This window comes from Carnobacterium sp., assembly GCF_040274425.1.
The window spans coordinates 1-25,937 of the sequence record NZ_JBEMBC010000033.1; the positions used below are offsets into that span (position 1 = coordinate 1).

Here is a 25,937-nt window from a genome sequence, read left to right on the forward strand (position 1 = left end):
AGTACAACTATGAACGTAGACGTCTAGGTGCCGATATATTTGGACAGGGGTTCGACTCCCCTCGCTTCCATAGGAAATTAGTTGGAAAAACTAGTAAGATAAAGGTAGGTAAATACTGTTATTTCAGTATTTACCTACCTTTTTTTGTAGTTATTTACTAAATTGCGTGAGTACTGTTAATCATCTTTCTGGAGGAATATGAAGTACTTATAGCCATATAAAGAATTGAGTTCACTCTGCTATGGCAGTTCAAATTAAGCCTAACTATTAACGTACCCCTACATTATTGTACTAGTTGTAAATTGAATATGTGTTTCGATTTCTTGATCTTCTACCTTGAATTTTGGCTTTACATAGAACCCCCTTTTAGTATAATTCGATGTGTTAACTGTTGTATATATTTTCATTTCGCAACAAAAGGAAAAAAATAAGCCGGAAATTAATCCGACTTAAATCTTATTTTTTTAATCAGTCCATTCGGAAGTTTTCTTCGACAAATATCTTTTCTTCTTCTGGCGTAGCTAATCGTTCCGCTTCACCGATGTCCCCCTCATTTGAAGACCATATACTATTGTGCACTTCTACTGAATTCGAAAAGTCTCCCATTTTCCACTTATTCAATATTTCACGATAGGAATCTTCGTTTTCTATTTCAGTTTCATCTAGTATGGATAGCAACATGTTGATGTTTTCTTCTTTCATTTCAAATGCGCCCCACTTATCTTCTGCATATACTTTTTGATGTGTCATTTCGTGGATTCTTTGCTCGAATCCTTTTTTTGAATATTCGTAAGGTAGTGGCTCGCTTGATTCCGCCTGTATAGATTCTGCTACTTCGGTGTCTTTCGACTTTTCAATAGATATAAACACTACGGCCATAATTCCTCCTAACACAATTACCCCGATTAATCCCAACATAAAATTTTTCAACTTTCATTTCCCCTTACACCATTATCTGAAATTTATTTGAACAAATTCTTGTTCTTCTTCCGTTGTCAATAATCGTTCAGCTACATCTTCGGGTCTACCTTGATCGGTTACCATTTTGTTATGAACTTCTACGGCGTTAGAAAAATCGCCTTCTTTCCATGTAGTTAATACTTCACGATAATAATTTTCATCTTCGAAGTTCGTTAGGTCTAGTATCGATAGTAAACCATTGATGCCTTGTATACTCGCTTCCATGTCGTAATGATCGTCTTCCGCATATACTTTTTGGTGCGTCATGTCGTGCATGTTTTGTATGAATGCTTCTTCGGCTTCTACAAAAGGCACACTTTCATCACGTGCCGGGTGGCTTTCTTGCGGTTGCGATTCAACACTTTCAGAACTTTCGACCGCTTCGGATTCGATAGATTCTTCTTGTATAGATTCGGTTACCTCGACTTCTTCTATATTTTGATACGTTATGTAAATTACCAACGGTAACAAACTAAGTATAAACAATGTTAAAACTAATCCTATAAGAAATTTTTTCAAATGAATATCCTCCTATACCAATCTCTTCCCTTATTCTTATGTTAATTGAAAAATACGAATTAAACAACCCTCGTTCGTGAACCTTAGTTTCGTAATAATAAAAACAAAAATGTACGTAACTAAGTGCTCATCTCGTTATATAAAAAAAATTCAAATGACATTTTCGCGCGTGATACATAGGTTCTCATTTTCCCATTGTATTCTTCCGCTTCGCCGGTTACTGTTGCTAGTTCATCTCCTTCATACTCTAACCACATACTACGAATGATATTCGCATATCGAAGGTTTTCTTACTTGCTTGTTCAAAAGCTTCTATTATTTCATTTTGTTCCGTCTTATTCGTGTATACATATTCTGCTGATGGTGTATACACGACAATGGAAAACTCAGAAGTGTTTTTTAGTCATCGATTCCGGGGTGAAACACCTTTTAAACCAAATGCACCAAATCACTATTTAGCCTCCTTAGAAAAACCGATGAACCTATCCAAATTATCACTCAAAACTTTGATGGACTTCATCAAAAATCTGGAAGCCCTAAGGTTTCGATCTGCATGGCACTAGAGTGGTCATTATCAATAAGTCTTCTCATGACATGAAGCTGATCGCTGACTTATTCATTAAAAAGCCTTTAGAACTACTTTTATCCAACTCAGTATCTAATATAGAATTTCGTTTCATCTAAACCTAAAAAAGCCATCAGGATTGATACCTGATGGCTTTTTTAGGTTTAGCGATTTTCCATTAATTTTTTCAACACAGCTTTTTGAGCATGCAAGCGATTCTCTGCTTCATCAAATACGACTGAGTGGTTGCCATCAATAATTTCAGTAGTCGCTTCTTCGCCACGGTGTGCAGGAAGGCAATGTAGGAATATAAAATCTTCCTTTGCATAATGAGTCAAGGCTGCATTTACTTGATACGATGAAAACACCGTTAAGCGTTCTGTTTCTTCAGCTTCCATTCCCATACTTGTCCATACATCCGTTACAACAATATCTGCTTCTTTTACTGCTTCTATTGGATCATATGTAAAGTGGATAGTGACTCCTAACTGTTCAGCTTTACTTTTTGCATGTTGAAAAACAGCTTCTAGAGGTTCATACCCTTTGGGACTAGCTATGCGCATGTTCATCCCCATAATGGCAGCCCCCTCCATTAATGAATGGGGCATATTATTGTTCCCATCTCCTACATAAGCCATTGTTAAGCCTTCTAAATTCCCCTTTTTTTCATAGATCGTCATTAAATCTGCTAGAACTTGCATCGGATGGTGTTCATTGGTTAACCCATTTATAATAGGTACTGATGAATTTTCTGCGAATTCCTCAATGATTTCATGCCCAAACGTACGAATCATCAGTCCATCCACATAACGAGAAAGCACTTTTGCAGTATCCGCAATACTCTCACCTCTACCTAGCTGAATATCTTTCGAACTTAAAAATAAGGCGTGACCTCCTAGTTGTGTCATCCCTACTTCAAAAGACACCCTCGTTCGTGTAGAAGACTTCTCAAAAATCATGCCCAGTGTTTTCCCTTGCAAGTGTGGATGTGGAATCCCTGCTTTGGTTTGTTGTTTCATGACGATCGCGTCTTGAATAAGTGCAGTTAACTCTTTTCTTGTTAAATCTGCTACTTGTAAAATATCCTTTTTGCTTAGTTTCCAATTTTGTTCTGCCATTCTCAATCTCTCACTCACTTTCTTTTCACTTATTTTTTTGTATTGAAATAAGCACCTCTTCAAATTTTTGAAGAAACTTGTTTATTTCTTCAGTTGTAACGGTCAACGGTGGCAATACACGCAAGACTTTTGGACCTGCTGTTAGTGTCAAAACATGCTTTTCTTGCAATAAGGTTACGAGTTCTTTCGCTTCCCTATCTACTTCAATTCCGATTAGAAAACCCATTCCTTTTACATTTTTTATCACACTAAACTGATTGGCTAAATGTTCCAATTGTTCTTTAAAAGATGTTGCTTTTTTCTGTACCTCTTTCATAAATCCTGGTTTGGTCATTTCGCTTAAGGTAGCTACTCCGGCTGCAGCTGCTAATGGATTCCCTCCAAAAGTTGTACCGTGGGTTCCTGGAGTAAAGGATTTTGCAACGTGTGTTTTAGCTAGCATTGCACCAATCGGAAAGCCCGATCCCAAACCTTTAGCTAGTGTCAGAACATCTGGTTCAATACCGTATTGTTCATAAGCAAACAACGTTCCTGTTCTTCCCATACCAGTTTGAACTTCATCTACCATTAAGAGAATGTCGTATGTTTGGCAGATCTCTTGCAAGGAATGAAGCCACTCCTTTTGTGCCGGATTGACCCCGCCTTCCCCTTGAACAAGCTCCAACAATACTGCAGCTGTTTTTCCGTTATGGATTTTCCCAAGATCAGATTCTTCATTAAAATTTAGAGACCGTACACCTGCCATTAAAGGTTCATACCCCGTCTGAACTTTTTCTTGTCCGGTTACAGACAACGTAGCAAAGGTTCTTCCATGAAAGGAGTCTTTAAAGGAAACTACTGATGTGCGTTCTGGATGACCATGATCTTTTGCGTATTTACGAGCAATTTTTAACGCTGCTTCATTAGCTTCTGCTCCGCTATTGCAAAAAAAGACTTGATCAAATTGCGAATAATGAACGAGCTCTTCTGCTAATTGGGTTTGCAATGGAATCTCATATAAATTGGAACAGTGCCATAATGAATCTAATTGTTGGTGCAACTTTTGTGCTACTGGATCAGGAACATGCCCTAAGTTGCAAGTCGCAATACCCGATGTAAAATCTAAGTACGCTTCATTTTTATCATCCCATACATACGTTCCTTTTCCTTTGGTCATAGTAATCGGAAAACGCGCATAAGTTGACATAAGGGCTGCTTGTTTTTCTTCTTTAGCCATAGATTACTTCCTCCTTATAGACAAATTGTGTACCCACTTCATTTCCCTTTAGATAACTTGCAATATCTTCTGGTTTCAGTCCATTCAAGATAACCGCTTGTTTCATATGAACAGAAAGACTTCCAATAGCAGAACGCACTTTAGGTATCATTCCATCAGTAATGATTTCTTCTTTAATTAATTGTTCTGCTTCTCCTTTTGTTAGTGAAGAGTGGATCTTCAAACAATCTTTTTTTTGTTCCATGACTCCAGGAACATTGCTGATAAAAGCTAGCTTTCCACCTAACGCTTTTGCGATTGCTGCTGCTGCCATATCCCCATTGATATTATAGTGTTGACCTGTTTCATCCATTCCAATAGGTGAAATCACTGGAATGATATTGTTTTCCATTAAGTTCATTAGAAAAGCTGTATTGACCTCAGTCACTTCTCCAACAAAACCAATTTCTTCAGTAGTTTGGATAGGTTTGACCTTTAGCAAGCCATGATCGATGCCACTAATCCCAATAGCTTGTAGTTGTTGAATCTGGCAATGAGTCACGATTTCATTGTTGATGGACCCGCTTAAAACCATTTCTACAACTGTTAAAACTTCTTTTGTGGTCACACGCAATCCATTGACAAACTTTGTAGGAATCGTTAATTTTTCCAATAACTCATTAATCATTGGACCTCCGCCATGAACAATCACCGGATAACATTTTTTTGTTTGTTGCAGTTGGGCGATCATTTGATAGAATGACTTTGGTAACTTATCTTGTATGCTTCCACCGATTTTCATAATTAGTATATCCATTTTCTCACCTCATGTCCGATAGGATGAATTGATACGAATGTAATCATAGGTTAGATCACAACCCCATGCTGTTGCTGAATGCTGATCTTGTTGTAAATCAATGGTCAGCTTGACATCATCCTTCACTAACGTAAGCATAACGGTTTCTTCATCGAAAGGAACACCGATCCCTTTCTCAACCACTACTGTATCGCCGATCAAAACCTTTACGTGTTCCGGTTCAATTTTTTGATTGCTGTATCCTATTGCTGTGATAATTCTTCCCCAATTGGCATCTGAACCGTACATTGCTGTTTTTACTAAATTCGACGAAATAACTGATTTGGCCACAGCTTGAGCCACTTCATCTGTTTTTGCTCCGATCACTTCTACTTCAATTAATTTGGTAGCACCTTCTCCATCACGTGCAATCGACTTAGCCAGTATTTTGCAAACATATTGAAAACCTTCTAAAAAAACTGCCCATTGTGGATGGTCTTGAGTTAAAAGAGTATTGCCTTGTGTTCCATTGGCTAACGCAAGTACCATATCATTTGTACTCGAGTCTCCATCAACTGTAATCATATTAAAAGTCTTATCCGTCGTTGCTTTCAATGCTTGTTCTAAGCTTTTGCTATCTACAACAGCATCTGTTGTAATAAAACCAAGCATCGTTGCCATATTAGGGTGGATCATACCCGAGCCTTTTGCAGCTCCTCCAATCGTAATGTGTTTCCCGTCAATCTCAAATTCCACTGCTATCTGCTTCGTTTCAATATCCGTTGTTAAAATAGCCCGTTCAAAATCGGTTACGTTTTGACAAAGCGGATCGTTTAGGTATTGAATGCCTTTTTTTATCGGTTCAAATGGTAGAGGAACGCCGATGATTCCAGTAGATGCAACGGCTACTAGATGCTCTTCAATGCCTTTTTCTTTCGCAACCAATTCCGCTGTTGCTTGAGCTTTTTTTATACCGTCTTCACCCGTACAAGAATTAGCATTTCCAGAATTCACTACTAGTGTCTGGATTTTTTTTCCTGTATCTACATGTTTTTTGGTCAACTTCAGTGGAGCTGCTTGAAAACTATTTAATGTGTAAACCCCTGCCGCAGTAGCCGGTACTTCTGAATGGATCCATCCAAAATCAAGAGCTTTTTTTCGTAAACCAGTATGTACACCTCCAGCTGTAAAACCTTTTGGAGATGTAACATGCCCATCCTTTACTATATGGATTTTTTGTGTCAGTTGCGTAATATCTGTTACCATCATCATTTTTCTCCTCACTTTTTCAAGGGTATATGGGGCTATATTCTAACCCTTCGTCAATCGGCCAGTTGTTCATCAAGTTCAAATTTTGAATAGCTTGACCTGCTGCTCCTTTGACTAAATTATCTATCGCTACAACAACGATCAATTGTTCTGTTCGTTCATCGACGTGAATGCCTATATCAACGTAATTGCTTCCAGTAACTTGTTTGGTTTGAGGCAATGATCCAAGTGGTTGAAGGCGAATAAAAGGATCATGTTCGTAAAAGTCTTGGTACAATTCCCAAATATCCCTTGACGTTACGGATTGGTTCAATGGAATATACATAGTGCACAAGAGTCCTCTGGTCATAGGTACTAAGTGGGTTGCTAAGGTCACTTTTATTTCTTCACCCGCTTCTTTAGATAAGTAATGCTCAATCTCAGGTGTATGCTGATGCTTTCCAAACTTATAAGGAATGAGTGCTTCATTCATTTCTGAAAAATGAGTCATTCTTGAAAGTGTACGTCCTGCGCCTGAAGTACCACTTTTAGCATCAATAACGATGCCTTTTTTGGTAATCCATTCCGTTTGGACAATAGGAATCAATCCTAATAAAGCAGCGGTTGAGTAACATCCTGGATTAGAAATGAAAGCAGCATTCTTTATTTCTTCTTTATAAATTTCAGCTAATCCAAAAGTGGCTTTTTCTTGCACTTCACTTGCTGCAGCCTCTGCTCCATACCATTCTTCATAATCCTTTTTTAGTAATCTAAAATCTCCACTTAAATCAATGCATTGCAGAGACGTTTTTAAAACCTCTGGAATCAACGACTTACTGATACCAGCTGGAGTTGCAAAAAATAATACATCTACTTCTTTTTCAAGATAAGAAAGATCATATTCAATCATAGGTTTTTCAATAATGGATTTCATATGAGGGTACATATCGCTTAACAATTCTTCATCATGAGTATGTGAGATCATTTCCGTAACGGTTACATGTGGGTGACGGCTTAATAAACGGATAAGTTCTAATGCGCTATATCCCGTTGCACCAACAATAGCTGCTTTCATCAATTCTTAACCTACTTTCATGTGATTTTAATTATTCTTATTATAACAAAACGAATTATTTATGCAACCAAAAAGAGTAAAATAATTATTTTATACAATTATTAATCTATTAATGTATATAAAATGTATATTACTGTTGGTTTATACAAAAAAAAAGAGACACTAGGAAAAATCCTAATGTCTCTTTTTAGAGCTTTATCAGCTTATTTAATTAAGTCGTAAAATTCTAATCCTTCAATAATTCCGCCTTCAATGTGACTAGATGTAATATAATCCGCATTATTTTTTAACACATCAATGCCGTTTGCCATGGCAACACCGTAATCAGCGTGACTTACCATCTCTAGATCATTGGGACCATCGCCAAACGCATACGTTGGAATAGTATCAAATTGCATTAATTTGACCAATTCTTGGATACCCGTAGCTTTTGAATTGCCTTTTGTAATCACATCGATGCTGTATGGTGTGTTTCTATAGAAGGACAACTCAGGAAATTTTTCCCTAAATTGATCATCGATAGACGTGTCAGTTGTTAAAATCAAGGCCATTAAGACTTCTTCATTTAAATGAATTGCCGCATCAACAGCCGGTGCTTTTGCATGAAGAAAGTTATAGGCACGCTCTACTTCTTGGGAAGTATACGTAACCCTAATTTTATCACTTGTATAGAATGAAACGGCTAAATTTAATTCATCAGCCGCTTCTTTTAAGCGAATCAATAACTCTTTAGGCATTTGACTGCGGTAAATTTCTTTGCCTTCATACATAATGTATTGACCGTTTAGCGTAATAAACGATTCAATGGGCGTCGTATCTAGTACATGTTGAATTTCAAGAGGACTTCTTCCTGTGGCGATAAATGGAACTCCCCCATTTTCTTTCAGTTTTTCTAGAGCAAGAGTGACTTCTTGGTCTACTTCAGATTTATTATTTAAAAGTGTTCCATCTAAATCGAAAAAAACTAATGCTTTTGGCAGTACCATATTAATCTCCTTTTTGTAAAAAACTTTTCAGTCTATGTTACAACTCTATAAAATGCCCAACTTCATTATAGGTTTCCAAATGGTATCTCCCATTGTAATATTTTACAACTGAGACACTTGCATTCAATAACGGTTGTGGATTTTCAAGTTCTGGAACTAAATTATTCAGCAAATAGCGAATGGTATTTCCGTGAGCGACGATCATGACTTTATCTCCAGTGTCACGATGTTTGTCCACTAGTTTAATCAATCCTTGTTCTACTCTTAGCCAAAACGTTAGAAAGTCTTCAGCATCGTGGTAAGGATCTGCTTTTTTAAAGGCATTCATTTGTTCAGGAATAGACGTTTCAGCCCACATCTCAGCAACACTTGAATAACCCATTTCTTCATTCACTTTTCCCCAAGTTTCATCCACATCGCTGCCTTCGAATGATCCGAAGAAAACTTCACGAAATTCTGGCATCGATTTTAGTGTCATATCTTTGCCTTTTTTGTTTTCTTCTAATATGATCGTTGCTGTTTCAATCGTACGACTTAAGTCACTTGTATAAGCGGCATCAAACTCAACATCCGCTAAACCTCTTCCACTGCTGCGAACATCGTCGCGTCCTTTTGGCGTTAACGGAGTGTTAGACCACCCTTGCATTCTTTTGTAATGATTAAAGTAAGTTTGGCCATGACGTACAAAATAAAAAGTGCAGCCTTCTTCCATAAAAAATCTCCTCCAGTACAGTAGTTGTGTTTATTCTTTTAGTGTCTACCTTATTGTACCAAAAAAACGAGCCATAATATAAATATCCGTTTAGTTTTAAGTAAACATTGTGTTAAAAAAGCTTATTACTTAAGAACAGAGTAATTTTGTTTTTGTTTTTCAACAATATCTCCATTACGATAAGCTTCTAATAATTCTTTCAAATCACTGACTTGCTTGGTGAGTTCTTTACCCACATCGGTTTCTCGAACCTTTTTGCGGTCTAATTCTCGGTCAATCACTCTTCTGGTAGACATGATGTCTATTTCATTTTCAATTGCGTCATTTACAGAAGTGAACGGTTGATGAGAAACTAAAACCATTCCATAAGAGTTGTACAACAATGTATACCCTGCTAACCCAGTTGTTCCTTGATACGCTTTAGAAAATCCGCCATCAATGACAATGATCCGTCCATTGGCTTTTATGGGATCCTCTCCGCGCTTTTCTTTCACAGGTGTGTGTCCATTAATGATATGCCCTTTAAGAGGGTCTAAACCAAACTCACTTAAAATCTTTTCACATGTTTTTTCATCATTGCGCATAGCATAATAAGCATTTTTCTTTTCTTCATGGGTAGCTTTATCTGCAACATAATACCGTTCGAAGGTCGTCATTTGGTCTTTTCCAAAAAGTGAAGATACTGGACCGGTCCATAAATACCATACATAATCTAAATACTTGTCATTATCTTTATGACCTTTATTTAAATACCCTTTTCGTAGTACTTCCTCAAACTTGTCCAATAATTTTTTTCCAGCGTATTGTTCCCCTTGGATTTCCATTCCCATAAATTCACCGGTTTCAGTCAGAGGCATACAGCCATGGAACAATAAATTATCATTATACGTAAGGTACATATTGCCTTTGCTGTACAAATAAGAAATATGGTGTTGCAGACGTCCACAATTTTTAAACGCTGTAATCAATTTTTCGACAACAAACTCTTCCTCTGGAGTTAATTTATAAGGATCAGCAGGATCAATCGTTGGAAAATTGGTATTTAATAACGGATACTCTTTTCCCCTGATTGAAATCGTTCCATTTTCATAATTGATTCCATTTAATACTAATCGGTGATCCAATTGAAATTCAGGATGTCGATTAATGATTACACCCTCAAGTTTAAACTGTATCACTGAAATAGCTTGATGCATTTTAGTGATTTGACGGATTTCATCTTCAAAATAATCTTCTTTGTTAGGGTCTACTTTAGGATAAAAGCAACTTTTCAAATCTTCTGGATACGTCATTTCCGCAAATGTAAGCAACTGGCGTAACGAGATACCATAAGCATCTTCAATAATTTCTAAATTATCATAGCGGGCACTGATGCGTAGGACATTTGCAATACAAACCGCTGAACCACTTGCCGCTCCCATCCACAAGATATCGTGGTTTCCCCATTGTACATCAACCGAATGATGTTCCATTAATGTATCGATAATTTTATCTGGATAAGGACCTCTATCATAAATATCTCCTACAACATGCAATTGATCCACTACAAGACGTTGGATCAGATAGGATATAGCCGTAATAAAATCAGTTCCTCTGTCCAATGAAATAATACTGCCAATAATCTCACTATAGTAATCTTCTTTATTTGTATAGCCATCTCCATCTTTCGATAGCAGCTCTTCAATAATATAAGCAAATTCATTTGGCAAAGCCTTCCGGACTTTTGACCGAGTGTACTTTGAAGCTACAAATACACATAACTCTATTAATCTAGACAATGTAATGCTATACCATTCATTTATTTCTTCTTGATCTTCAAACTCATTACAGACCAATTGAATTTTATTTTCAGGATAATAAATTAATGTTGCTAAGCTGTTCATTTCTCTTTGACTTAAACGATTATGAAAAATTTCTTTTATCTTCTCTTTTACATTGCCTGATCCATTTCTAAGCACATGTTGAAAAGATTCATATTCTCCATGAACATCGCTAACAAAATGTTCCGTACCTTTAGGTAAATTCATAATAGCTTCCAAATTGATGATTTCAGTAGTTGTATCCCCAATGGATGGGTATTCTTTAGCTAATAAATTCAAGTACTTTTTAGTTGTGTCCATGTTTTCTCACCCCTTTATAATCTATACCAAATCAGTATACCATGTTTCTGATTCATTTTTTTCTTCTTAATATGCTAAAAAAACCCTCATTCTTACAAGAAAGTATTTAATTTCAAAACGTCTCTAATAAAAAAAGGTCCCAAGACTGCTTGTCTGAGAACCTTTTTCACACCATCAACTGTTCGTTACTGCTTCAGCTACATTCGTTTCCATTTTTTCAGGTACCTTTGTTGAACCAAATCGTTCAATAATTTCACCATCTCGACCAATTAAAAATTTTGTGAAATTCCATTTGATTTTTTTGTTTCCTGTCTCTGATGTAAGGTAGTGGTAAAGCGGATCTGCATTTTTCCCATTCACCAGGATTTTTTCATGAAACTGAAAAGAAACACCATAATTTTTTTGACAAAAAATTGCGATTTCTTCACCTTCACGAGGTTCTTGATTCATAAATTGATTAGAAGGGAAACCTAGTACAACTAGTCCTTGCTCTTTATACGTTTGATACAATTTTTCTAAACCTTCTAATTGAGGAGCCAAACCACATTCTGTAGCTGTGTTCACAATTAGTAAAACTTTTCCTTTGTATTTTGATAGCGAAACTTCTTCTCCACCAATTTCAGTAACCGTATAATCGTAAACAGACATTGTTAGTCCTTCTTTCACACCCAATTTTTAAACCTTACATTTCTTATGCTTACTTTACATCACTTACTTTATCAAAGTCAACAGTAACGATTAAGCAAATTTGACCGTGCTTATCTTGATCTTAATGCACGATCCAATTCACGTTTTTGATCTTTTCGTTTCAAATCTTCACGTTTGTCGTATTTTTTCTTCCCTTTTGCTAAGCCAATCAATACTTTTGCGTATCCATCTTTTAGGTAGACCTTTAAAGGAATCAGCGTATTTCCGCTAGATTTTGTTTCCCCCAATAAATTCGTGATTTGTTTTTTGTGCATCAACAATTTTCTTGTTCTTAACGGATCATGATTAAATTGATTTCCTTGTTCATAAGGGCTGATATGAACATTGTGCAAATAAATTTCACCATTTTGTATTTTAGCGTATCCGTCTTTTAGATTGATTCGACCTGCTCTAATAGATTTGATCTCTGTTCCTTGCAATACTATTCCAGCTTCTACTGTATCTAATATTGAAAAATCGTAGCTCGCTTTTCTATTTTGTGCAAGTACTTTACCTGAACCTTTTGGCATCTATGACCGCCTCCTAACTCATTAAAAAAACTTATTTTTTCTTAGGTTTTTTCTTTTTAGCTACCTCTTTATAAAAAGGTTTGCTTTTCTTTTTGCTTGATTCTTTTTCTTTAGGTTTATAAGATGAAAATTTCTCTTTTGAACCACTATTTTTTCCACGAGTTTGACTATTCCCTCTACCTCTGCCTTTTGTTGAACGTTTAGGTCCATCATATTTAGGTGCATCCGGATCTGGAACCAATTCAAAATCAATTTCACGTGTTTCAGGATCTGCTTTTGTTATTTTCACTTTTACTTTTTGTCCAATACGGTATACGACCCCTGTACGTTCTCCAACGAGCATCATTTGTTCCTCGATATAATTAAAGTAGTCGTCTTTCATATTTGAAATATGGACCAGACCTTCAACTGTATTCGGCAATTCAACGAACAAACCGAATTTCAATACCGAACCAATGATTCCTTCATAGATTTCGCCAACTTTATCTGCCATAAATTCAGTTTTCTTCAATGCATCCGTTTCTCTTTCAGCATCAACTGCGCGACGTTCCGCTTTTGATGTCTGCTCAGCAATATCCGGTAAACGATTTTCCCATTTCACTTTTTGAGCAGAACCTGTTCCTTTTTCACCATACGAACGAATCAAACGGTGTAGAATTAAGTCAGGATAACGACGAATTGGAGACGTGAAGTGCGAATAATATTCTGCTCCCAGTCCAAAGTGACCTAATGGTTCCACATCATATTTAGCTTGTTTCATACTTCGTAACATCATCGTTGAAACAACCTGTTCCTCAGGCTTACCTTTAACACTATTAACAACTGTTTGTAATGTCTTAGGAGAAACATCTTGGCTGGTACCTTTAACGGTAATACCAAATGCGGTAACAAATTCCATGAATTTTTGCATACGGTCACTATCCGGTTGTTCATGGATACGGTAAATTAACGGAACTTCCATTTTAGAGAAATGTTCAGATACCGTTTCATTCGCTGCCAACATAAAGGATTCAATCAAGCGTTCACCAACACCACGTTCTCTTAATACAATATCTAATGGCTTACCTTCAGGGTCAACAATAATTTTGGCTTCTTTTGTATCAAAGTCAATCGCTCCACGAGATTTACGTTTTTTCTCAAGTGTATGATGCAGATTTTCCATTAATTCAAACATGTCTACTAAATTACTATATTTTTTACGTGTTTCTGGATTCTTATCCGTTAATATTTCGTTTACTTCAGTATAAGTCATCCGTTCAGTTGTCCGTATCACACTTTGGAAAATATCTTGTCCGACAATTTCTCCATCTGGTGTCATTTCCATCACACAGCTCATCGTTAGACGGTCTACATGAGGGTTTAACGAACAGATTCCGTTGGATAAACGTTGAGGAATCATTGGAATAACTCGATCGGTTAAGTATACGCTGGTTCCTCTTTCAAATGCATCTTTGTCTAAAGGACTATCTTCTGTTACATAATAGGAAACATCTGCTATATGAACACCAAGTTGATAATTCCCATTATCTAATAATTTCAAGCCTACAGCATCATCCAAGTCTTTTGCGTCTTCTCCATCGATGGTCACAAGAACTTCATCTCTTAAATCACGACGTCCTTCAAGATCAGATTCTTTAATACTGTCCGGTACTTCATCTGCTTGTTGTATAGCCTCTGGCGAAAATTCAGTTGGAATACCGTGTTTGTAAACGATGGTTAAAATGTCGATTCCTGGATCGTTTATATGTCCTACAACTTTTTTAACGATCCCTTGCATACTTCTTGGAAATTCATCATCTGGATACAAGGTTATTTCTACGACAACAATAGAGCCGTCAACCGGTTTGATTCCTTCAGCTTCAATAAAGACACGAATGTCTGTAATTTTTTTATCTTGAGGATCAAGGTAGCCATATAAACCCGTTTCTTCGATTCCTTCTTCACTGTACGCATAAAATTCCCCAACTAATTGAGTAAATTTACGTTCAATAATAGCATTTATCTTTCCTTCAGCACCTTTATCTGACCAAGGTTCCGCAGGTTTGATAATGTCCACCGTTACTTTATCTCCATCTAATGCATAATTGGTCATATTAGGTGGGATATAAATATCTTTTTCTTCATCTTCAATTGCAACAAATCCAAAACCACGATCGCTTGCTCTGAAAGTACCGGTTAAAACAGGATCATTACTTGGCAATTTAAAATGCCCTTTTTTATTTAAGAAGAGTTTACCTTCTCGTTCCATTTCAGCCAATGAACTGACAAGGACTTTAAAATCGGCTGCACTAGTCAGACCCATTCCCTCACTGATATCACTAACTTGAAACGAAACTTTTTTATGTTCATCCATAAAAACTAAAATCGCTTCTTGTAACGCTTTTTTGTCGTTCATTTTTTATCCTCCATTCCAATCTAACTGTTTTAAAAAGTTGCTAACATCTTCTTGCAAGGCTTTTCTATCTACACCTACCGTTACCGCATGTTTGCTGTTTTCATACCAATGAAAATCAACTACAGAAGCTTGTGTTAATGCTTCTTTAAATGCAACTGCAATTTGTGGATCAATCATTTCATCTTGACCAGCTTGTGCAATAAAAAAGGGCTGTGTGATTTCACTATAATGAGCCTTCATTGATTTTGTTAGTTCACTTATTTCGTTTAATTGGTTATCTAATTTTCGTTCTACTTCTGGCATGCGGTTAGCTATGTCTGTCTCAGAATACCCGGCTTTCTTTTTCAGTATACGCACAAAAGTTAAAAATTCTTCTCGTACATTGTTACCTTTATGAAAATCGATTACTGGTGAGCAAAATGTGCCACCAGCTAGTACTGGTTCTTTATCGACCACCATTTTTGTCGCTATAACTCCGCCTAAAGACAGGCCAAATACTGTAATTTCTTCGTAGCCCTTTCCTTGTAAAAAACGGATAGCTTCTTTCGCATCTTCTATCCAATCGTTTGGTGATGCATCTAAAATATCCTCTGGTTCCATTGTGCCATGCCCTTTGAATAACGGCGCATAAACGGTATAATTTTCTTTCTCCAACGCTCTTCCCAACATTCGTACATCATTAGGCGTACTAGAATAGGCATGCATCAAAATAACAGCTTGAGGCCCCTTTTCAAAAAAAAATGATTTTATTGCCATGGGTATTCTCCTTCTTCTCTTTCCTGTAAGTCTTCATTCTACTATTTTACTGTATAATTGCCTTTTTTCATACTCAAACACTATGAAAGGTTATGAAAAGTATCTCGTTCTTCTAAAGAACTCGTAGATTTTTTTAGAAAAAAAAGCCACCTGAAGATTTCAGGTAGCTTAACTAAGTTCCTTAATTAATTGCTATATAAGCAAGAGCAAGTGCCAACGCAAAGAATAATGTTCCAAGTACTACTGTAGCACGTTGCAATACAGCCTCAAATCCGCGTGCTTTTTGTTTCCCAAATAATTGTTCAGCCCCGCCGGTGAATGCACTAGCAGCATTGCTGGTCTTTGTAGGTTGCATAGCAACTACAATGATAAGTAAAACTGATACAATTAGTTCAGCAATTAAAAGTGTATCGTACAATTTCATTGCCCTCCTGTCTACCGTTTCTTCTACCCCTAACTCTAACATAAAAGATAGTAAATTACTAGAAAATTAATGAACTTCTCAGCTTACTATTTCCTCATGTTTACTTACTTTCAAGATCATGAACAAATAATCCACTTAATAGTTTCGGCTCAAACCAAGTCGATTTGGGAGGCAATACCTCACCACTGTCTGCAACACGTATCAGTTCATCAATCGTTGTAGGGTACATAGAAAACGCTGCTGAAAACGATCCTTCATCTACAGCATCACTCAGCGCTTGCATCCCGCGGATCCCACCAATGAAATCTATTCTTTTATCTGTCCGAATGTCTTCTATACCAAACAAAGGAGTCAGTATATACTCTTGTAAGAGCGAGACATCTAACCCTTGTACTGGATGAGTTGAAATAAATTCAGACTTTACAGTTAACTTATACCATTCGTCATTCACATACATTCCAATCGTCTTTGGTTGTTCCGGCTTGTAAGAAGAAAGTACTTTTTCAATATCAAATTTTTCAGCTACTTTTTCTAAAAAATCCTCTTGAATCAATCCTTTTACTACTCGATTATAATCCCAGATTGCCAATTGTGATTTTGGAAACAGTACAGCCAAGAAATAGTTGAATTCTGCTTCATCTGGTGCATTTGGGTACGCCTCTTTTCTTTTTAATGCAACTTTTACAGCAGATTCCGTCCGATGGTGACCATCCGCAATATACAGTTCCGCTACATTTTGATCAAATAGTTGTGTTAACTTATTTCTAACAGCTTCTTGATCAATGACCCATACTGTATGTTCTACCTCATGAAAACTTGAGAAGTGATAAATTGGTTCATTTTCTGCTACCCATTTTTTAATTATTGCATCGATCGATTCTTGATCTCGATACGTTAAAAAAATCGGACTGGTATTTGCATCCGTTGCATCAACATGTCGAATGCGATCCACTTCTTTTTCTTCACGCGTAAATTCATGTTTTTTAATGTTATTATCCACGTAGTCCTCAATTGATGTGCAGACGACTAATCCCATTTGCGCGCGCCCATTCATCGTTAACTGATAAAGATAAAACTGCTCGGCATCTTCTTGGATCAACCAACCTTTTTGTAAAAAGTCCTTTAAATTCTCCGCGGCTTTTTGATACACTTGTTGCGCATAAGGAGAACTTTCTTCAGCTAAATCGATTTCAGCTTTATCAATGTGTAAAAAAGACTTCTCATTTTGATCTCCTATCATTCGTGCTTCTGTTGAATTCAAGACATCATAAGGAAGAGACGCAATTTCACTTGCAAATTTTCCAGTTGGGCGAATAGCCTTAAATGGTTTAATTTTAACCATATTTTCTCCTACTTCCCATTTGTATTTTTTATTACGCGAACGCTTAATATGCCTTCGACACTACTAATTTTCTTAACGATCTCTTTCAACTTGTCCTCAGAAATCGACTCCACATCAATCAATGTATAGGCATAGTCTCCTCGGCTTTTATTCATTATGTTTACAATATTAACGTCGTATTCTGCTAACCCGATCGACATTTGTGCTACCATATTGGTCACATTGAGATTGATAACAGCTAACCGGATTGGTGAATTGAGAACCATTTCTACACTTGGAAAATTAACAGAGTGAACGATATTGCCTGTTTCTAAAAAATACTTTAATGTTTTTGATGCCATTTTGGCACAATTGATTTCTGCCTCTTCTGTTGAAGCACCTAAATGCGGTAAAACAACAGCATTATCCATCTCAATTAAACGTTCATCAGCGAAATCAGTTAAGTAACTTTTCAATTTCCCTTTTTCAAGAGCAGCAATAACAGCATCCACATCAACCAATTCTCCACGTGCAAAATTTAATAAAACAGCATCTTTCTTTACTAAGAGTAACTTCTCAGCACTGATCATAGCTCTAGTTGAAGGCATCAGTGGTACATGAACAGTGATATAGTCAGAAGTTGTTAGTACTTCCTCAATGGTTAGCACTCTTTTAACACGACTGGAAATGCTCCAAGCCGTATCAACTGAAACATATGGATCATACCCCACTACGTCCATTCCAAGACGGTAAGCATCGTTTGCTACCATCGCTCCGATTGATCCCAACCCTATAACGCCTAGCTGTTTTCCAGCTAACTCGCTCCCAACAAACCGATTCTTTTCGGCTTCTACTTTTTTTTCTACGTCTGGTCCTTTGAGCGTTTTGACCCATTCCACCCCTTCAATAATCGGACGGACCGCTAAGAGTAGACTAGCTATGATTAATTCTTTTACCGCATTTGCATTGGCACCTGGGGTATTGAACACAACGATTCCTTTTTCAGAACATTCTTGTACTGGGATATTATTGGTCCCTGCTCCAGCACGTGCGATTGCTTTTAACTGACTTGGTAAAGTCATGCCGTGTAAATTGTGGCTTCTTAACACTATCCCATCTGGATTATCGGTTTCATTTAACTGATAATTTTCTGTTTCAAATTTTTTCAAACCTTCTTCGGCTATTGCGTTATATGTTTTAATCGCATACATGCTGTTACTTCCCTTCTACTTTCGTTTCAAATTCTTTCATAAGAGCTACCAATTCGGTTACTCCTTCTAGTGGAAAAGCATTGTATAAACTAGCTCGCATTCCACCTACAGAACGATGACCTTTTAAATTGATCATTCCTTGACTTTCGGCTTGTTTGATAAACAATTTGTCTAGCTCAGCGTTTCCCGTAACAAATGGGATATTGGTTAACGAACGAGAATTTTTAGAAACGGGTGAACGAAACAGCTGTGAAGAATCAATGGCTTCGTAAAGTAAAGCCGCCTTTTTTCGGTTTATTTTCTCAATTTCCACAACGCCGCCTAATTCTTTGAGCCATTCAAACATTAGCTTAGCTGCATAAATAGCAAATGTCGGTGGAGTGTTGTACATGGAACCATTATCTGCTTGTATCTTGTAATCCAACATAGTAGGTAAGTTTTCTTTTAGTCCAATTAAATCTTCACGAACGATAACCACAGTCACACCTGCAGGCCCAATATTTTTTTGAGCTCCAGCATAAATCAATCCAAAGTCAGATACATCATAGCTACTAGATAAAATATTAGAAGACATATCCGCAACCAGCGGTACTTCACCACTAGCAGGAATGTTGAGAAAAGCTGTTCCTTCAATCGTATTATTTGTTGTGATATGCACATAATCGTATTCTTTATCTACTAAGCGAATTTCTGGATTTTCTGTAAAGTTATTTTCTTTTGAACTGGCGATGACTTCCACTGTTAATCCATCTATTTTCTGGGCTTCTTCTATGGCTTTTTCAGACCAACTTCCAGTATTAACATAAGCTACTTTAGTTTTTCCTAAATTCATGGGCAGCATTGTAAATTGTAAACTTGCGCCACCTTGCAAAAATAATACTTTATAATTTGACGGGATAGTCATGAGTTCCCGCAAAAGTGATTCTGCATCATTCATAATGGACTGGAACAAGGAAGATCGGTGACTTAATTCCATAACCGACATTCCACTGCCCTGATAGGACAATAAATCTTCCTGTATTGTTTTTAATACGGATACCGGCATAATCGCTGGTCCTGCTGAAAAATTGTAAACTCGCTCCATTTTAATCCACCCCTAATAATTTCCTGATAACACTAATTAAAATCTCATAAAACATGATTTTAATTATACCAGTATTTTTTTATTTAAACAGACAAATTCCTATTTTTTATAAAGAAATAAACAAACGGACTAGGAAAAATCCCAGTCCGTTTGTTTGTTAAGTTAATTTTATTGGGTCTATAATTTTTAGTGTTGATAGATGAATCAAAATACTCACCAAACATTTCTGGAGGAATAGGGTGGCTTGTAGCCCTGTATAGGATTCAATGAGAATTAGAAACCGTTGACGCTTCAGCGATTACGGTTTATTTGAAGCTTGAAAGTCTGTAAGACTCTAGGCTTACAGGCGGTCCCATGGCTCCACAAGCAAACCCGTCCATTCCAGAAGAAATTTTATTTTAGAGTATCCACACCATTTGTTATGCAGCCAATTTAGTTGTTTCTTTCGAAATAGCTGTCTTTTTTAAACACTACACCATTCCTTCTTTTTTCAATAGATCCATCATATAGACCTTGTTATCTGTTACTACTTTACGAATCTCTAAACCGATTCCTTGCTCACTTAAATAATGTAAGTCTTCAATATCTTGATGATTTACTGCAACTGCGTTTGTGATCATTTTTTTTCCATCTGAAAAACTCATTCCGCCTATATTAATGGAATCAAAACTGACTCCACCTTCCACTACTCTTCTGACATCACGTGGATTAGTAAACAGCAACATAGATTTAAAAGTATTGAATGTAGGATCATCATATATTGAAATCATCTTATCAATAGTGATCACATTGACATTCACACCAGGAGGAGCAGCGTGTTTTAACAAAGTTTTTCGCATAATATCTTGTGCTACCTCATCACTAACAACTAAAATACGGTTTACTTTTGTTACTTTTGCCCATACGGTCACAACCTGGCCATGAATCAGTCTGTCATCAATACGAACTAATCGAATTTCCATTGACATGGTACCTCATTCTCCTCATTATTTTTTAAATTGATCAATACGTTATCTTTTACTTTGTTAAATGATTTCTTGATGCTCATCTACTATTTTAACAATGTAAAATAGTTCTGATTCTGGAATCGTCATATTTAATCTTGATTCAAGCAGTTCATTAGCTTCTTTAACAGATTGATAATAAATCGAGTCTTTATTAATTGTTTCATCAGATCTACTCATCGGATCGCTAAACAATACTCGTTCAATCACACCAGCCATATGCATCAACAGACCTATTTGAACACTGTTGCTGAGTTTTTTATTTAACTTTTCTTCTATGATTTCTGTATAATCCCACAATATATTGATAAATTTTTGCGGATTGAGAAAAGTAAAGTAAGTACCCAGATATTCTTCACATAGCTGCTTCGTATCAACAGAGTCCACATAACTTCCTTCAGCGTATTGCTGTTCCAAAATAACTTGCTTAACTTTTTCATCTCCAGAAGACTGGAACAATTCTTCTAAGGATAAATGAGGAACATTTAATGCTGGTTTCGCTATTCCTGCTGTGGCTAAAATTTGATAGTCTTGAGAAATTTTTTGAACTTCTTCTTCCATACCGACTAAAGAAATGGAAAAAATTTCAATGGTTTCATCAATAAAATCTTCCAGTAAGCTTTCTACACGTTCTTTGATACGTATGGCTGTTCCTTCACCTGTTGAACAAATCGTAATAATAGCTTTTGGCTTGTAGATTTCTTGTTGTTTCGATGCAGATAGTAAGACCGGTTTTTCTTCGGGAAGGTTGCTGTATCCTCTGAAGTTTTTTAAAGACCAATAAATTTCATCTAATTGATTGTCCATAAAAGACGTCTTCCGCGCTGCTTCTAAGACAAGAGGCGTGGTTACCATATCCAGTGTTTTTACAGCGATATCTGTCTCACGCATCGCTTTCACGCCAAATGTTGTCAAGGAGCCCATATCGACCAATAGCAATACGCCCTTGCCTTCATTGACATTTTGAATAGAGTTTAAAACCAATTTATAGGCTTGCTGAGGACTCATTTCCAAAGGCATATCTACAGCTTCAATATTTTCAACATCTAATAACTTAGCTACAACTTGAACCATACTTGTCGCTGTCGAGCGCCCATGTGCAGCAACAACGATCCCCACATCTCCTAAATTATTTTGTTCCTTTAAAGAGACCAGCAGCATGGTTAGATACCAGCACTCTACTTCTGGAACATTAATTTGGTAGTTTTCTTTCATATGATTTTTAATCAAAATGGCTACTTCATATTCATTTTGGTAATTCAAAATCAATTTATCTAATTCACTATTTTGTTTGATTTGAACAAAACCTTCTTTTGAACGTTTAATAAAAGAACTTAGGTGCAAACTCATAGCATATAAGAAATTTTGTTTAAAATGATACCCTAAATGGTCTTCCGCCATTTTCCAAATTTCTTTTGTTAGTGTGATTACTTCTTGCTCGACAATATCTCTTAAATTATGCTCATTATTAGGAATCAATTGATTGGTTTTATAAAATGATTTCAAATGAAGGTTAATGTCTGTTGTAATAAAATTCTCAATATCATCCTGATTCAACCCTTCATCTTTTAGCATAACAGCCTTATCTCCGATGATTTCATATAAATTAAACGGTAATTCATAAGTATCCTGCTCCAACATATAAACAGAGTCCTTAGGATGGATAATCATGCGTGGTTCAAGGTAGTTGCTGATCTCATTCAGTTCATCTCGATTTCTCGCAAGGTTAACCAGCCCTTCTTGCAGCTCTCCCGTTAATAAATCCATGTTGATCAGCATTTCTTCATTGTTGTCCATGCTGTTCAAAAAAGCTTTGGCACAAGCCATTTGGATGCTTGATTTCAATTGACCGATATTTCCATAAGTAACGCTTCCAAGTAAAGCTTTAACTACATTTTCTTCGATAACGATTCGTTTATCAATACGGTTCGCTTCAATAGACAATAATAATTTGAGCAGTTGGATACGTTCATTTGCTGGCCGTTCATTAAATGCTGGCAATTGAATCGTTACTGGAATACGTCGCACAAACGTCTTCAATAAAGCTGAACTTGGGTCTTCAGTGGTTGCACAAATAATTCTAACTTTAGCTGAATACCTTTTTTCTGTTTCTCCCATTGGTTGGAATGTACCTGTATCCATAAAGTAAAACAGCATCTCTTGTCCTTCTGGAGGCAATCGATGAATTTCATCTAAGAACAACATATTATTGTCTGCTTTTAACAATAATCCTTCTTTTGCTTCCGTAGCTCCAGTATAAGCACCCTTAGTATGTCCAAATAAATGAGACATCAGCAACTGCGGATTTTGCGAATAATCTGCACAGTTAAAAATAATCAAAGACTGCTTCGGTTCAACGATGCCTTTATCCTGAGAATACTGATACATTGCATTTGCAAAAAACGTTTTTCCTGATCCAGTTGGTCCAATAATCAGGCTGTTTAACCCTTTTGGCGGATAAAAAATGGCCGCTTTTGCTTGTTCCATTTGGTTTTTCAAACTGCCATTTGACCCAATCATGTATTCAAATAGACTATGGTCATTTTTTCTAGCATCATTTGGTTCTTCTATTGTCGGTTTTTTTTTGATTAATGATTTATCTTTATAGGATTTTACAGTTTTAGATAAAGGTTTCCACTTTAAGCAACTGCTGTCAATATACCGCACAGGTCTTCCTTCAAGTTTCGCTATTTTTTCTTCACGAACTAGAAGATTTAATTCTTTGCTTACGTTCGTGCGAACAATATTCAAAGCATCAGAAATTTCGCTAGTCGTTAGCCCTGATCCGAATTCTATTTCTTCACTAGTAAGTTTTTCCGTATGCTTTTTAACAAACTGATAAACTAAATCTTTTCTCTTCATTTAGTTACCTGCCTTCCCATATTCTTAATCGCTTACATTCTATCACAAATAGACCAATTTGTATCATTATTTTTGATACAGTAAAATTTGTGTATCAAAACCGAAACAATTGTTCAATTTTTGTACACTTTTAATATAAACTATTTGATGATTGATATGGTGCTTAAAATAAAATCTCTTCTGGAATGACAGATTTGCTTGTGGATAACCATGGGACCGCTTGAAGTCTGTAGTCTTCAGAGCTTTCAAGCCTTAAACAAAGCGTAATCGCTGAAGCGCTAACGCTTTGTAATTCGCATTGAATCCTTTACATGGCTACAAGCACTCCCTTTTCCTCCAGTGATTTCCTGTAATCGACTTGATTATATTCTAACAGCTCTAAAAAAAACATAAATTTTTAACAAAACAAAAAACACTTCATTAGTTGCGTTGCCTCAACTAATGAAGTGTTTCTCTATTCAAGAATTTAGTTTAACTTAAATTCTTATTTGTTTTTTAGGTTGTAGAAAGCTTGTAAACCTTCGTATACAGCTAAGTCGCCTAATTGATCTTCGATACGTAACAATTGGTTGTATTTAGCAATACGGTCAGTACGGCTTAATGAACCAGTTTTGATTTGACCAGCATTTGTAGCTACTGAGATATCAGCAATAGTTGAATCTTCAGTTTCACCAGAACGGTGAGAGATTACAGCAGTGTAACCAGCTTTTTTAGCCATTTCAATTGCATCAAATGTTTCTGTTAATGAACCGATTTGGTTAACTTTGATTAAGATTGAGTTACCAATATTTTCTGAAATACCTTTAGACAAGATTTCAGTGTTTGTAACGAATAAATCGTCACCAACTAATTGAACTTTATCGCCTAAGCGTTCAGTCAATAGTTTCCAACCATCCCAGTCATTTTCATCCATACCATCTTCGATAGAAAGGATTGGGTATTTGCTTACTAATTCTTCCAAGTAGTCTACTTGTTCAGCAGCAGTACGTTTAGCACCATTTTCACCTTCGAATTTAGCGTAGTTGTAGATACCGTCTTCGTAGAATTCTGAAGAAGCACAGTCAAAACCTAGATAAACATCTTTACCTGGTTCAAGACCAACTTTTTTGATTGCTTCAAGAATAGTTTCTACTCCATCTTCAGTTCCGTCAAAACGAGGTGCAAATCCACCTTCATCCCCAACAGATGTTTCTAATCCGCGAGATTTTAAGATTGATTTCAATGCGTGGAAAATTTCAGCTCCCCAACGTAATGCTTCTTTAAATGTTGGAGCTCCAACTGGTAAGATCATGAACTCTTGGAATGCGATTGGAGCATCTGAGTGAGATCCACCATTGATGATGTTCATCATAGGAGTTGGCAATACTTTAGTATTGAAGCCTCCTAGGTATTGGTATAAAGGAACATCTAGGTAATCAGCAGCAGCACGTGCTACAGCGATAGAAACACCTAAGATAGCGTTAGCGCCTAATTTAGCTTTGTTTGGAGTTCCGTCTAATTCGATCATTGTTTTGTCAATTGCCATTTGATCGCGAACGTCAAATCCAATAAGAGCTTCAGCAATAACGTTATTCACGTTTTCTACTGCTTTCAAAACACCTTTTCCCAGGTAACGAGATTTGTCTTCGTCACGTAATTCATGTGCTTCATGTTCTCCAGTTGATGCACCAGATGGTACCATTCCACGGCCAAATGCTCCGCTTTCTGTGTAAACTTCTACTTCGATTGTTGGGTTACCGCGTGAGTCTAAAACTTCACGAGCTAAAATATCTGTAATAAATGGCATTTAATTTCTCTCCTTTGAGTATACAAAATTTTTAGTGCCAGGGCTTTGCCCATAGCTACATTTTAGTGAGTTTGACTGTTAAATGCAAACACTTTAGGTCTTGTCTAACAGTTTCTTTTACTAAACTTATTTAATTGAAAGAATTTATGCAAAGTCTGCAGCTTTTACATCGTTATCTTTCGCATAATAGATAGTTCATTTTATTTTTGAAGCAAAGATTCACCAGTCATATCATCTGGTTTTTCAATGTTTAATAAATCTAACATCGTTGGTGCGATATCAGCTAAACGTCCGCCTTCTCGTAGTGTTGCTCCTTCTTTAGTTACAATTACAGGAACAGGCACAGTTGTATGAGCAGTATGCGGTTTGCCCTCAGGTGTCATCATTGTATCTGCATTACCGTGATCAGCAAAGATAATTGCATATCCGCCTTTAGCAGTAATTGCGTCTACTACGCGACCTAAGTTTTCATCAACAGCTTCAATAGCTTTGATTGTTGGTTCAAGCATACCTGAGTGTCCAACCATATCCGGGTTAGCAAAGTTTAAGATAATAGCGTCATGTTTATCCGCTTCGATATCTG

22 protein-coding genes are annotated in these 25,937 nt (G+C 36.5%); all 22 read right to left on the reverse strand.

The annotated features are described in order from the left end of the window. Positions 1-468: 468 nt before the first annotated feature. Positions 469-930: a DUF6241 domain-containing protein gene (locus tag ABS911_RS07950; RefSeq protein ID WP_350467148.1), complete on the reverse strand. Its 462-nt coding sequence runs from the start codon at positions 928-930 to the stop codon at positions 469-471. A gap of 21 nt (positions 931-951) precedes the next feature. After that, complete coding sequence (locus tag ABS911_RS07955) at positions 952-1,479, reverse strand: DUF6241 domain-containing protein (protein WP_350467149.1); 528 nt, start codon at positions 1,477-1,479, stop codon at positions 952-954. A gap of 729 nt (positions 1,480-2,208) precedes the next feature. Continuing rightward, on the reverse strand, positions 2,209-3,162 hold the full coding sequence (gene argF, locus ABS911_RS07960) for an ornithine carbamoyltransferase (RefSeq protein ID WP_350467150.1): 954 nt from the start codon (positions 3,160-3,162) through the stop codon (positions 2,209-2,211). Between the two features lie 25 nt (positions 3,163-3,187). Next, on the reverse strand, positions 3,188-4,378 hold the full coding sequence (gene argD, locus ABS911_RS07965) for an acetylornithine transaminase (protein WP_350467151.1): 1,191 nt from the start codon (positions 4,376-4,378) through the stop codon (positions 3,188-3,190). Next, a complete protein-coding gene (gene argB, locus ABS911_RS07970; RefSeq protein ID WP_350467152.1) occupies positions 4,371-5,174 on the reverse strand; it encodes an acetylglutamate kinase in 804 nt (267 codons plus the stop codon). Before argB ends, argD begins: the two co-directional genes overlap by 8 nt. A gap of 9 nt (positions 5,175-5,183) precedes the next feature. Continuing rightward, the gene (gene argJ / locus ABS911_RS07975) at positions 5,184-6,419 is read right to left on the reverse strand and encodes a bifunctional ornithine acetyltransferase/N-acetylglutamate synthase (protein ID WP_350467166.1); all 1,236 of its coding nucleotides are present in this window, start codon (positions 6,417-6,419) and stop codon (positions 5,184-5,186) included. A 22-nt stretch (positions 6,420-6,441) separates the two neighbouring features. After that, positions 6,442-7,476: an N-acetyl-gamma-glutamyl-phosphate reductase gene (gene argC / locus ABS911_RS07980; protein WP_350467167.1), complete on the reverse strand. Its 1,035-nt coding sequence runs from the start codon at positions 7,474-7,476 to the stop codon at positions 6,442-6,444. A 203-nt stretch (positions 7,477-7,679) separates the two neighbouring features. After that, the gene (locus ABS911_RS07985; RefSeq protein WP_350467153.1) at positions 7,680-8,462 is read right to left on the reverse strand and encodes a Cof-type HAD-IIB family hydrolase; all 783 of its coding nucleotides are present in this window, start codon (positions 8,460-8,462) and stop codon (positions 7,680-7,682) included. Positions 8,463-8,499: 37 nt separating this feature from the next. Further along, on the reverse strand, positions 8,500-9,174 hold the full coding sequence (locus tag ABS911_RS07990) for a histidine phosphatase family protein (RefSeq protein WP_350467154.1): 675 nt from the start codon (positions 9,172-9,174) through the stop codon (positions 8,500-8,502). 125 nt (positions 9,175-9,299) lie between these two features. Beyond that, the gene (locus ABS911_RS07995; protein ID WP_350467155.1) at positions 9,300-11,294 is read right to left on the reverse strand and encodes a fructose-1,6-bisphosphatase; all 1,995 of its coding nucleotides are present in this window, start codon (positions 11,292-11,294) and stop codon (positions 9,300-9,302) included. A 174-nt stretch (positions 11,295-11,468) separates the two neighbouring features. Continuing rightward, positions 11,469-11,942 carry a glutathione peroxidase gene (locus ABS911_RS08000; protein ID WP_350467156.1) on the reverse strand — a complete coding sequence of 158 codons (474 nt, stop codon included), beginning with the start codon at positions 11,940-11,942 and terminating at the stop codon, positions 11,469-11,471. A 110-nt stretch (positions 11,943-12,052) separates the two neighbouring features. Beyond that, positions 12,053-12,511: an SsrA-binding protein SmpB gene (smpB, locus tag ABS911_RS08005; RefSeq protein ID WP_013710076.1), complete on the reverse strand. Its 459-nt coding sequence runs from the start codon at positions 12,509-12,511 to the stop codon at positions 12,053-12,055. A 31-nt stretch (positions 12,512-12,542) separates the two neighbouring features. Further along, positions 12,543-14,906 carry a ribonuclease R gene (gene rnr / locus ABS911_RS08010; RefSeq protein ID WP_350467157.1) on the reverse strand — a complete coding sequence of 788 codons (2,364 nt, stop codon included), beginning with the start codon at positions 14,904-14,906 and terminating at the stop codon, positions 12,543-12,545. Between the two features lie 3 nt (positions 14,907-14,909). Continuing rightward, positions 14,910-15,662, reverse strand: a complete 753-nt coding sequence (locus ABS911_RS08015) for an alpha/beta hydrolase (RefSeq protein WP_350467158.1) — start codon at positions 15,660-15,662, stop codon at positions 14,910-14,912. A 181-nt stretch (positions 15,663-15,843) separates the two neighbouring features. Then, entirely contained in the window at positions 15,844-16,080 is a 237-nt protein-coding gene (gene secG, locus ABS911_RS08020; RefSeq protein WP_035021456.1) for a preprotein translocase subunit SecG, read from the reverse strand. Between the two features lie 106 nt (positions 16,081-16,186). After that, a complete protein-coding gene (locus ABS911_RS08025; RefSeq protein ID WP_350467159.1) occupies positions 16,187-17,428 on the reverse strand; it encodes a DUF1015 domain-containing protein in 1,242 nt (413 codons plus the stop codon). An 8-nt stretch (positions 17,429-17,436) separates the two neighbouring features. Beyond that, positions 17,437-18,618, reverse strand: a complete 1,182-nt coding sequence (locus ABS911_RS08030) for a 3-phosphoglycerate dehydrogenase family protein (RefSeq protein ID WP_350467160.1) — start codon at positions 18,616-18,618, stop codon at positions 17,437-17,439. Between the two features lie 4 nt (positions 18,619-18,622). Then, entirely contained in the window at positions 18,623-19,702 is a 1,080-nt protein-coding gene (gene serC / locus ABS911_RS08035) for a 3-phosphoserine/phosphohydroxythreonine transaminase (RefSeq protein WP_350467161.1), read from the reverse strand. Positions 19,703-20,172: 470 nt separating this feature from the next. Then, complete coding sequence (locus ABS911_RS08040) at positions 20,173-20,670, reverse strand: mannose/fructose/sorbose PTS transporter subunit IIB (protein WP_350467162.1); 498 nt, start codon at positions 20,668-20,670, stop codon at positions 20,173-20,175. Between the two features lie 57 nt (positions 20,671-20,727). Continuing rightward, complete coding sequence (locus ABS911_RS08045) at positions 20,728-23,568, reverse strand: sigma-54-dependent transcriptional regulator (RefSeq protein WP_350467163.1); 2,841 nt, start codon at positions 23,566-23,568, stop codon at positions 20,728-20,730. A gap of 484 nt (positions 23,569-24,052) precedes the next feature. Further along, complete coding sequence (gene eno / locus ABS911_RS08050) at positions 24,053-25,354, reverse strand: phosphopyruvate hydratase (protein ID WP_350467164.1); 1,302 nt, start codon at positions 25,352-25,354, stop codon at positions 24,053-24,055. Between the two features lie 200 nt (positions 25,355-25,554). Continuing rightward, the coding region (locus ABS911_RS08055) for an alkaline phosphatase family protein (RefSeq protein WP_350467165.1) at positions 25,555-25,937 on the reverse strand (383 nt) is incomplete at its 5' end.

Coding starts and splice junctions, on each gene's coding strand:
- argF (WP_350467150.1), bottom strand. CDS start 3,162: ATGGCAGAACAAAATTGGAAACTAAGCAAAAAGGATATTTTACAAGTA.
- argD (WP_350467151.1), bottom strand. CDS start 4,378: ATGGCTAAAGAAGAAAAACAAGCAGCCCTTATGTCAACTTATGCGCGT.
- argB (WP_350467152.1), bottom strand. CDS start 5,174: ATGGATATACTAATTATGAAAATCGGTGGAAGCATACAAGATAAGTTA.
- argJ (WP_350467166.1), bottom strand. CDS start 6,419: ATGGTAACAGATATTACGCAACTGACACAAAAAATCCATATAGTAAAG.
- argC (WP_350467167.1), bottom strand. CDS start 7,476: ATGAAAGCAGCTATTGTTGGTGCAACGGGATATAGCGCATTAGAACTT.
- ABS911_RS07985 (WP_350467153.1), bottom strand. CDS start 8,462: ATGGTACTGCCAAAAGCATTAGTTTTTTTCGATTTAGATGGAACACTT.
- ABS911_RS07990 (WP_350467154.1), bottom strand. CDS start 9,174: ATGGAAGAAGGCTGCACTTTTTATTTTGTACGTCATGGCCAAACTTAC.
- ABS911_RS07995 (WP_350467155.1), bottom strand. CDS start 11,294: ATGGACACAACTAAAAAGTACTTGAATTTATTAGCTAAAGAATACCCA.
- ABS911_RS08000 (WP_350467156.1), bottom strand. CDS start 11,942: ATGTCTGTTTACGATTATACGGTTACTGAAATTGGTGGAGAAGAAGTT.
- smpB (WP_013710076.1), bottom strand. CDS start 12,511: ATGCCAAAAGGTTCAGGTAAAGTACTTGCACAAAATAGAAAAGCGAGC.
- rnr (WP_350467157.1), bottom strand. CDS start 14,906: ATGAACGACAAAAAAGCGTTACAAGAAGCGATTTTAGTTTTTATGGAT.
- ABS911_RS08015 (WP_350467158.1), bottom strand. CDS start 15,662: ATGGCAATAAAATCATTTTTTTTTGAAAAGGGGCCTCAAGCTGTTATT.
- ABS911_RS08025 (WP_350467159.1), bottom strand. CDS start 17,428: ATGGTTAAAATTAAACCATTTAAGGCTATTCGCCCAACTGGAAAATTT.
- ABS911_RS08030 (WP_350467160.1), bottom strand. CDS start 18,618: ATGTATGCGATTAAAACATATAACGCAATAGCCGAAGAAGGTTTGAAA.
- serC (WP_350467161.1), bottom strand. CDS start 19,702: ATGGAGCGAGTTTACAATTTTTCAGCAGGACCAGCGATTATGCCGGTA.
- ABS911_RS08040 (WP_350467162.1), bottom strand. CDS start 20,670: ATGTCAATGGAAATTCGATTAGTTCGTATTGATGACAGACTGATTCAT.
- ABS911_RS08045 (WP_350467163.1), bottom strand. CDS start 23,568: ATGAAGAGAAAAGATTTAGTTTATCAGTTTGTTAAAAAGCATACGGAA.
- eno (WP_350467164.1), bottom strand. CDS start 25,354: ATGCCATTTATTACAGATATTTTAGCTCGTGAAGTTTTAGACTCACGC.